The organism is Pelomonas caseinilytica (assembly GCF_021353235.1).
Taxonomy (GTDB): Bacteria; Pseudomonadota; Gammaproteobacteria; order Burkholderiales; family Burkholderiaceae_C; genus Pelomonas; species Pelomonas caseinilytica.
This window is the reverse complement of the sequence record NZ_JAJTWT010000027.1, coordinates 1-7,380: the sequence shown is the minus strand read 5'-3', so window position 1 is coordinate 7,380 and position 7,380 is coordinate 1. Positions and strand designations below refer to the sequence as shown.

General features: G+C 64.2%; 9 protein-coding genes and 2 pseudogenes. 6 read left to right on the top strand and 5 right to left on the bottom strand.

Annotated elements, in window-relative coordinates; genetic code table 11:
* From LXT12_RS26510 to LXT12_RS26500, 3 genes and pseudogenes are all read left to right on the top strand, one after another.
* Positions 1–123 (top strand): annotated as a pseudogene (locus LXT12_RS26510) (IS630 family transposase); the annotation flags it as partial.
* A 31-nt stretch (positions 124–154) separates the two neighbouring features.
* Entirely contained in the window at positions 155–559 is a 405-nt protein-coding gene (locus LXT12_RS26505; protein WP_233395524.1) for a site-specific integrase, read from the top strand.
* A gap of 115 nt (positions 560–674) precedes the next feature.
* On the top strand, positions 675–1,691 hold the full coding sequence (locus LXT12_RS26500; protein WP_233395522.1) for a hypothetical protein: 1,017 nt from the start codon (positions 675–677) through the stop codon (positions 1,689–1,691).
* A gap of 159 nt (positions 1,692–1,850) precedes the next feature.
* Here the strand turns inward: LXT12_RS26500 and LXT12_RS26495 are convergent, their stop codons facing one another.
* Positions 1,851–2,210, bottom strand: coding sequence for a hypothetical protein (locus tag LXT12_RS26495; RefSeq protein ID WP_233395520.1), 360 nt, complete (start codon positions 2,208–2,210; stop codon positions 1,851–1,853).
* Between LXT12_RS26495 and LXT12_RS26490 the strand changes: the two genes are divergently transcribed.
* Genes LXT12_RS26490 through LXT12_RS26480 form a run of 3 tightly spaced genes read left to right on the top strand, consistent with a single transcriptional unit; the run spans position 2,209 to position 4,049 of the window.
* On the top strand, positions 2,209–2,778 hold the full coding sequence (locus LXT12_RS26490) for a TIR domain-containing protein (RefSeq protein WP_233395518.1): 570 nt from the start codon (positions 2,209–2,211) through the stop codon (positions 2,776–2,778). The two genes, LXT12_RS26495 and LXT12_RS26490, sit on opposite strands and share 2 nt — an antisense overlap.
* Positions 2,779–3,357: a toll/interleukin-1 receptor domain-containing protein gene (locus LXT12_RS26485; protein ID WP_233395516.1), complete on the top strand. Its 579-nt coding sequence runs from the start codon at positions 2,779–2,781 to the stop codon at positions 3,355–3,357. It begins immediately after the preceding gene.
* The gene (locus tag LXT12_RS26480; RefSeq protein ID WP_233395514.1) at positions 3,354–4,049 is read left to right on the top strand and encodes a hypothetical protein; all 696 of its coding nucleotides are present in this window, start codon (positions 3,354–3,356) and stop codon (positions 4,047–4,049) included. The genes LXT12_RS26485 and LXT12_RS26480 overlap by 4 nt, the downstream gene beginning before the upstream one ends.
* A gap of 364 nt (positions 4,050–4,413) precedes the next feature.
* On the opposite strand, the gene LXT12_RS26475 is transcribed toward LXT12_RS26480, so the two are convergent.
* The 4 genes and pseudogenes from LXT12_RS26475 to LXT12_RS26460 all read right to left on the bottom strand — a co-directional run.
* Positions 4,414–5,124 carry a hypothetical protein gene (locus tag LXT12_RS26475; protein ID WP_233395513.1) on the bottom strand — a complete coding sequence of 237 codons (711 nt, stop codon included), beginning with the start codon at positions 5,122–5,124 and terminating at the stop codon, positions 4,414–4,416.
* A 75-nt stretch (positions 5,125–5,199) separates the two neighbouring features.
* On the bottom strand, positions 5,200–5,934 hold the full coding sequence (locus LXT12_RS26470; protein WP_233395511.1) for an HNH endonuclease signature motif containing protein: 735 nt from the start codon (positions 5,932–5,934) through the stop codon (positions 5,200–5,202).
* Between the two features lie 127 nt (positions 5,935–6,061).
* Positions 6,062–7,048, bottom strand: coding sequence for a hypothetical protein (locus LXT12_RS26465; RefSeq protein ID WP_233395509.1), 987 nt, complete (start codon positions 7,046–7,048; stop codon positions 6,062–6,064).
* Between the two features lie 209 nt (positions 7,049–7,257).
* A pseudogene (locus LXT12_RS26460) lies at positions 7,258–7,380 on the bottom strand (IS630 family transposase); the annotation flags it as partial.

The following is a 7,380-nucleotide window of genomic DNA, read 5'->3' as shown; positions in this document are numbered from 1 at the left end:
ATCGACCACTTCGTCGCTGGATACAACGCGAACTGCCAGCCGTTCAAGTGGACCGCTACCGCCGACTCGATCCTCGAGAAGCTGCATCGACTTTGCTCACGTATCAGCGGGACAGGACACTAGAAAACCGAGATCACCCCTGATGGTGGAGTTGATGGCCTACCGACGATCGCTGGAGCTGAGCGACCTGCCAGTTCACGGCGAGCCATCCCCCCTGCTCTTCCCGGTGGCATGGCGGCGCTCCAAGCACCCAGCTCCGGAATGGCCTGAGCAGATGACGCGCAGCGCTGTCCATGGAGTGGTCAAGGCAGTGTTCGCTGTCGCCGCACAGCGCTGGCTCCGGGCGGGCCGCGGACAGGAACAAGCAGACAGGCTCAAGGCGGCATCGGCCCACTGGCTCCGCCACACCGCGGGCTCCAACCTTGCCAATGACGTCGACCTTCGCCATGTGCGGGACACGTTGGGCCACACCACGCTTTCGACCACTAGCATCTACGTCCATGGAGAGGACGACGCACGTCACAACGCCGTGAGCGCGGCGCACCGGATCAGCTGGTAGGCCACCCGTGGCGCAGGCCAAGGTGGGGCAAACACGACGCATCAGACGATTTACACCACACCACGAGAACGACCTGCTGACACCGCAAGCTCGGCGCCGTCAAAATGCTGCGGTCATGCCCAAGCCGGAAGCCGCCGAGAGCGGGAAGAATCGATTCGCGCAGCCGCTCAAGATTCTGCGCAAGATGTTCTTGCAGAGCTGGGTGCCATTGGTCTTGGCGTTGGCCTATGCCTGTTGGGAATTCAGCTCAGCATCGCCTGCTCAACGCTCAGCCGCTACTCTGATTCGGTCCTGGGGCGTCACGTTCTTCCTGATCATGTGGTTTGCGGGGCAGTGGTTCCGCACGGCCAAGCAAATTGACGACGCTGAACAGCTTGGCTCTCTGCAGCAACGGATGGATGAGTCGCTACGGCTGCTCAAGCTACTGACCGATAACGCGCTGGATGCGCAGCCTGACGTCGTTCAGCAGGGCGTTGCCGCCCTACCCGCGGCGGCGCCGAACGACGAGCCCGTCGCCAGGGTCCTGGCGGAGATGCCCAAGTCGTCCAAGGGGGCCCTGCTGATTTTGGGCGCAGAGCTTGAACGGGAGCTACGGCAATTGTTGTGGACGTCCGGTTGGATAGAGGGGGTGGGCAAAGCCACTGTCTCAGCGTCCGTCGGCAAGCTGGTGAGCATGGGCGTGGTTCCGGAAAGCCTGGGTAGCTCCGTTAAGGCGTTTCTAGACATACGGAATCGGCTGCTTCACGGCTATGGCGTGGCTGATGACGAGGTGTTGCGCGCCGTCGATATTGGCCTATCCATCCTGCGTGCCGTGCTTGCAATTCCGCGTGAGGAGTACGTCGTCGTCTCCTCGAACATCGACCTGTTTGAAGACGAGGCCGGCCAAACTTTGCTGCCCGACATCAGGGGCGTCTTGCTCAGGACAATTAGCTCGAATGAAGCCGGGACGCCGCTGCGGGTATTTCCTACGCGCCGCACCAACTTCACGCCAGGGAAACGCGTGAGCTGGGAATGGAACCCTGGAAGGCTATTCGGCGAAGCATGGTTCAGAGACCCCATGACAGGGGCAATGACTCGCGCGTGGCTTTCGTCCCTGGAGTTCATGGGCAGGCATCTCGACGAAATTCGTTGAACTGGAACTTCCGCCGGTGGGTCGCCTGCCAGTCCGCCCAGGTACCGCTGCGAGGCACTTCGTGTCGATACAGCAGAAGACCGACAGAACGGATCGGTTCATCATGGACCACGCAGGCATGCCCGCACTACTAGGCCAGATGCCAAAGCGCTGCGCACCTCACGCCTCGGTGGTCTCACATGAGGCGCCAGCCATGTCAGCGCGAAGGTCCTTGATGGTTCTCACCAGCGTGCGGCCATTGCGCTGCGCCTGATCTTCCTTGTTGTTGTTCAGGACGACGTGCACGTCAAGGCCGGGGCGACTGACCTGCCGGATCCGGTGACCGCAAACGCAGCCGTGAGTCCGCTGCGGATTGAACAGGGCGATGGCCCCCGCGTTGCAGGCAGAGCCCTCCCCGGCGCTGAGGAAATCCCGCCTTGCAGCGGGGAGGCGGGTCCCTAAACTGCCATTCAACAGACCAAGAACCGCCAGCGCGGCCGATGGGTGCAGCCATCGCGCCCCAGGCAGGGAGGAAACCATGGCACGACGCTGCTTTTTCAGCTTCGACTACCAGGACGTCGCCGACTTCCGCGCGAACGTCGTTCGCAACCACAACGCCCTGCAGGACGGCAACGGCGGCTACTTCGACGCCTCCATCTGGGAGGAAGCTCGGACCAAGGGCGACGCCGCGCTGAAGAAGCTGATCGATGGGTCGCTGGAGAACACGACCGCGACGGCGGTGCTGATCGGCACGCGTACCCATGAGCGCCGCTGGGTGCAGTACGAGATCATGAAGAGCATCCAGCGAGGCAATCGCCTCATCGGCGTGCACATCAACGGCATCCGCGACCGCAGCGGCACCACGCTGGCGCTGGGCCACGATCCGTTCGATCACCTCGCCCTGCAGATCAGCGCCGATGGCCTCAAGGGCACGCCCATCATCTGGAACGGCAGCGCCTGGGTGGGCTACACCGACATCGAATCCTTCACATTCTCGCAGCGGCCCGAAGCCGAGCGCGGCCAGGGCTTCAAGCTCAGCCACTGGTGGAAGACCTACGACTGGGTCGCCGACAAAGGCTACGACAACTTCGAAACCTGGATTTCCTGAATGGCACTCTTCACCGAAGCGGACCTTCTCAAAAGGGCTCAGGCTGGCGGGACGATCAGGAAATCGATCAGCCTGGAATCGGCTCGTGCGATGACGCACGACAGTGCTTTCATCTTCGACATCTTCTTGTCCCACAGCTTCACCGACAAGAACATGGTCGAGGGGCTGATGGGTGCCCTGCAGGACCTGGGATTCAGCGTCTACGTGGACTGGGTGCACGATAAGGAATTAAGCCGCGACAAGGTCACGCCTGAGACCGCGCAAACGCTTCGCGATCGAATGAAGGTGAGCAGGTGCCTGTTCTTCGCCACCACTCAAAGCAGTAGTGGCTCGAAATGGATGCCCTGGGAGCTGGGCTACATGGACGGCTTCAACGGCAGGGCGGCAGTTCTTCCGATTGCCAAGAGCAACACCCAGTCTTACTCTGGCCAAGAGTACCTCGGCATCTATCCCTACGTGCAAGAGGATCCGAACAGGAAGGGCGACAAGAAACTGTGGATTCATCGATCGCCCAACACCTACGTCGTCTTCGAGGACTGGCTTGAAGGCAAAGACCCCTACTCGCGTGACAAGACATGACCTGGGACATCAGCGCCACGCTGGCGCGCGTCGAGCACCACTTCGGCAAACCCCAGCGCCAAATCGCCGAGGCCAGCATCAATTCGGTGAACCAGCGCGTGCGCTACGCGGTGTTTCACTACCGGTCCATCGACGCCGAGCTTGTGGCGTTCAAGGACAGGCTGGGCGACAGGAACCTGCTTGAGGTGCACGCCGGCAGCGACGAGGAGGAGACCGAGTACTACGCCTTCATGGACCGTGTCGGCGCGCACGCCGTGGCCTGCGTTCAGTCCATACATGCGCTGGAGGATCTCCTTGCCGCGACTGTGTACCGCTGCCTGAACCTCGACCGGTTCGGCAAGGCCCTGGACGAGCACCAGCTCAGTCTGCGCGAGACCACCACGCGGCTGCAGACGCAGCCGCCCTACGCGAAGGTGCAGTCGCAGCTGGAGAGCCTCAAGCCCAACCCGCACTTCGCGCACATCGACGCCCTGTCCAACAAGGCCAAGCACAGCACCATCGTGAGGCCGTGGATCAGTCAGAACACTGACAGCACTCGCCCGGACCCGCTGCTGTTCTATTTCGAAGCGTTCACGCGCAGGACGGACACCTTTGCGCAGGTGCCCTTCAACGACCTGCTTGAGCCGGCGCTGCGCTTTGCGGGGAACACGCGTGTCGACATCGGCATCGAGCTGACCGCGCTGCTGAAGTAGCCCTCGGCACTCGCGTCACCTGCCTTTGCCGGACGCTACCAAAGCGGCAACGGCGTGCGGAACACGCCTGGAATGAAAAAGCCCACCGGGATAGGGTGGGCTTCTTGAACTAACGTCTGTCTGCTGGTGGAGGCAAAAGCCAACGTTTCCTGCAGCAAGTGGGCGCATTGTAAGGTGTCTGAGCTTCCTCGGACTTCCACCCTTCACCGCGGGTTCACCGGACGCTTGCGCTGCAGGTGCCGACAAACCCGCGCTCATGCTTCAGAAGATTACGGCTGACCCTATTCAGCAAGGACGCCCGCGACCCTGCGCAAGTCGCCGCCCGACTCGCGCAGGCCCCGCCCGACCATGCGCCCGTGGCCGCCTACGCTTCCTTAGGCACCGGCCGCGCCACCGGGAACAGCGTCAGCAGGTCGGCGAAGTGCCGATGCTGCTTCCTGAAGCGCACCGTGTGGTACCCCTTCATGGGCGTGTGGTCGTGGTTCTTGGACGCCATGAACTGCAGCGTGGACCAGGTGACATCGAAGACCGTCTTCACGTCGTGCCGGTCCAGCGCCGTGGGCACGGCGTTGAGCCCCAGCAGCCGGGTCTTGCGCGTGCCGAGGTCGACGATGCGCTCCCAGGACTGCTTCGTCGCCATCTCCAGGTCCTTCGGGGTCAGCAGAACTTTCGCCTCAGCGTCGTCGTCGGCCAGCTCCAGGTTCCAGATGTGGTTGTGCGCCGTCGCCTTGCCGATGACGTAGACCTCCTCCAACGCCTCCGGGCGCGGCAAGTCGTCGAACATCGCGGCCAGCTGCGCGGTGAACGTGAGGTTGGGCTTGGACTCCGCCCGCCGCTTGAAGCGCAGCCGGGCGACGTAGGACTCCAGCAGCATGTTGAAGGCCACCACCAGCAGCGCCGCGTAGCCGTTCTCGTAAGGGGTGACGCCCCAGTCGGTCTCCTCGCGCTCCAGAAGCCGGTCGATGTGGTCCGCCATCGGCTGCAGCAGGTTTGAGCCCAACACGGTCACGATGTCGAACGGCTGCGTCTCGGGATCAGGCTCGGGCGGGGACACGGCGGCGTCGGGGTCGGTCATCGGTCACAGAGGATGTTGCAAAGGCCGCGATAGTGCACGAAATCCCCGCCGCCGGGGGCTGTCGGCCGGGCCGCTTCAACGGGACGCCGCGCCCCGCATGCGAAGCGCTTCGCCCACGTTGTCCAGGACATCGTCAGCCAGTCGCCGTCCCGACAGCTCGTCGACGTAGCCGCGCCCAACACTTGGTGCAAAGATGGCCTGCCCTGTGGCGCTGAAGGTGAGCAGGCCGCGGTCGAACAGGCGATGCAGGTCGGTCCTCAGCAGGAAGCAGTTGGCCCGCGAGTTGCCGCCGTTGTTGTCCACCTCCACGATATGGGCGGCATCCAGCACTTCACGCGTCGTCTCGCCGGTCAGCGCGCAGCAGCCATACATCTGCAAGAGTTGCCGGCGCATCGCCGACTGCTTGGGACGCCCCTTTCTGAGGATCTGCTGATAGGTGTACTCGTCCAGCAGCGAATCCTCCAGCACGACGCAGCGGCCTGGCCCGTTGTAGGACGCCACCTGGACGTCCGACCACCGGGCGGTCGCTCGCGAGTTGGCCACGTCGATGACGAGACCGCAGCGGCCCCACGCATCGTTTTTCTCGGCCAGGTGCGGGTTGTCGGCCTGGGCGTAGCGCAGGTCCATCTCGATCCGATCGCCGTGCCGGGAGGCCGCGCGGCACAGGACGTCGTACTTCACGACCTCCTCGCTCTCCTTCCAGCACTCGGTGGTCTTCAGGTAGGTACCGGCTGAAGGCAAGAAGTCCGGGTCCACCGAGACGAACTCGGTACCGTGGCGCCATTTGATTTTGATGAGCAGACGGGGCATCGCGGGTACAGAGGCTGTGGTGGCGGGAGCTTAGCGACGGCCGGGCATCAGGACGGCCTGGCTTTCACCACGGCCGGGTGCCACGGCGCAGACCAGCGGCGCTGAACGGCCACCCAGAGTGGGAGCCTCAGCGGGCCGGCTGCTTCGAGCAACTCTCCGGCGCCACCGTCTGCCAGGAAAACGCGCCGTCGCCGAAGTTCTTGACCAGCAGCCCGTCCGAGGTCAGCAGCACCAGCACACCGCCCGAGGCCTGAACCAGCCAGCCGCAGTCGGCCTCTTCGACCGCCGCCGCCTCAACGCCCGCGGACGCCTCCTTGGCTTTCAGCCTCACGAACGGGTATGCGGCCAACTGCCGTCGGCCGCGCTCGATGGACGCCTGCAGGCTGGTCTTGGAACGAGGCTCTCGCACCTGCGCCCAGGACGGCAGTTGGCGCGCCGGCGCCTCTCGCCCGGTCGCGGCCGCGTACTGATCGTTGAACGCCCGCGCGGCGTTGGTGTACGGCGCCCGGTACAAGAGCCCCATGCTGCCGATGTACGCGAAGGTCACGGCGAGCAGGGCGCAGGCGGCCAGCACGATGGCCAGCAGCCCCACCGGCGGCTGCCAGCGCAACGCCTTGGCCTTGGTGAGCTGCCGCCGCAGGTCGCCCCGTTTGCCCAGCGCTCGCCAGCGCAGCGTCGCCAGCGCGGCCGCGGAAGTGTGAGCCCGTCGGGCGCGCCGCGCGGCCCAGACGCGCAGGCGCCGCTCCCCGCGTGTCCAGACCGTTTCGCCCCGATTTCGCAGGTCCCGTACCCGGGCGGCGATTCTGGAGGTCCAGGCCGACAGGAGCGACAGCATGCCGAAGTACAGCGCCGAGCCGCCGACCGACAGCAGGACCAGCAGCCAGGTGTCCTCGTCGGTCAGCCCCCGAATGATGATGTCCTGGGCCGGCCAGGCGAACACCAGCTGCGGGACGCCGGCCGTCTCGTACCACCCCACCAGCCCGGCCCGCCCGATGAAGTAGCAGGCCGCAGCCAGCATGCTCGTGGCGATCGCGCTCAACTCCAGCGCGTGATCGAGAAACCACTGTCCCGGATCTCGCGACGGTGCAGCCTTCTTCTTGCTCTTGGATCCCATGTTCTCCCTGTCCTATCGTCTTCTGATCGGGCAAGTTTCTCCGGTGCTGCCACGCAGAACGGGCGCCTGCACAACGTCGTCAAGGCTGTCATCGGGATTTTTTGGCGGCACCCCTGACATAGCCAGTTATGCACGCCTTTGGGCGGTGCGCGCGAGGGCAGACTGCGGCCGCTGAATCTCCAGCACCCTTCGCGCCCGTGCGCGACGCGCTAGTGTCCTGTCCCGCTGATACGTGAGCAAAGTCGATGCAGCTTCTCGAGGATCGAGTCGGCGGTAGCGGTCCACTTGAACGGCTGGCAGTTCGCGTTGTATCCAGCGACGAAGTGGTCGAT